General features: G+C 70.8%; 1 protein-coding gene. It reads right to left on the bottom strand.

From position 1 onward, the window contains the following. On the bottom strand, window positions 1-696 hold a 696-nt coding region (locus K9U41_RS22990), incomplete at both ends, for a transglycosylase domain-containing protein (protein WP_282643154.1).

The following is a 696-nucleotide window of genomic DNA, read 5'->3' as shown; positions in this document are numbered from 1 at the left end:
GAGGGGGAATTGACGAGGCCGGCCAGCATGGCGGCTTCGGCCAGCGTCACCTGCCGGGCGGACTTGCCGAAATAGCGCTGGGCGGCGGCCTCCACCCCGTAGGCGCCGGCGCCGAAATAGACCCGGTTGAGATAGAGATCGAGGATCTCGGCCTTGGTGAACTTGTGCTCCAGCCACAGGGCCAGCACCAGCTCCTGGATCTTGCGGGAGGCGGTGCGCTCCTGGGTCAGGAACAGGTTCTTGGCCAGCTGCTGGGTCAGGGTCGAGCCGCCCTGCTTGAGCCGCCGCGAGGTGAGGTTGGTGACGAGGGCGCGGGCCAGGCCCTCGGGATCGAGGCCGAAATGGCCGAAGAAGCGCTGGTCCTCGATGGCGACGAACGCCTTGGGCAGATAGGGCGGCAACTCGCCGATGGGCACGGCGACGCCGCCCATGTCGCCGCGGGTGGCCAGCGTCTTGCCGTCGGCCGCCTGCACGGTCACCGTGGGCGGACGCTTGGGGATCATGAGCGTCTGCATGGGCGGCAGCTTGGAGGCCTCCCACGCGATGACGCCGGCCAGCGCCAGCAGCGCCCACACGCCGAGGATGAGGCCCCATTTGATCAGGCCGAACAGGAGCGGCCCGCGCCGGCGGCTGCGGGCTGGCTTGGTCTTCTGAGGCGGATCGGCCCGGCCGCGGCGGGGCTCGGCGGGGGCGGGT

Origin of the sequence: Xanthobacter autotrophicus (assembly GCF_029991245.1) — a bacterium.
In the GTDB taxonomy this organism is placed as follows: Bacteria; Pseudomonadota; Alphaproteobacteria; order Rhizobiales; family Xanthobacteraceae; genus Xanthobacter; species Xanthobacter autotrophicus_C.
The sequence above is the reverse complement of the archived record's forward strand: the minus strand, read 5'-3'. Positions and strand labels throughout refer to the sequence as shown.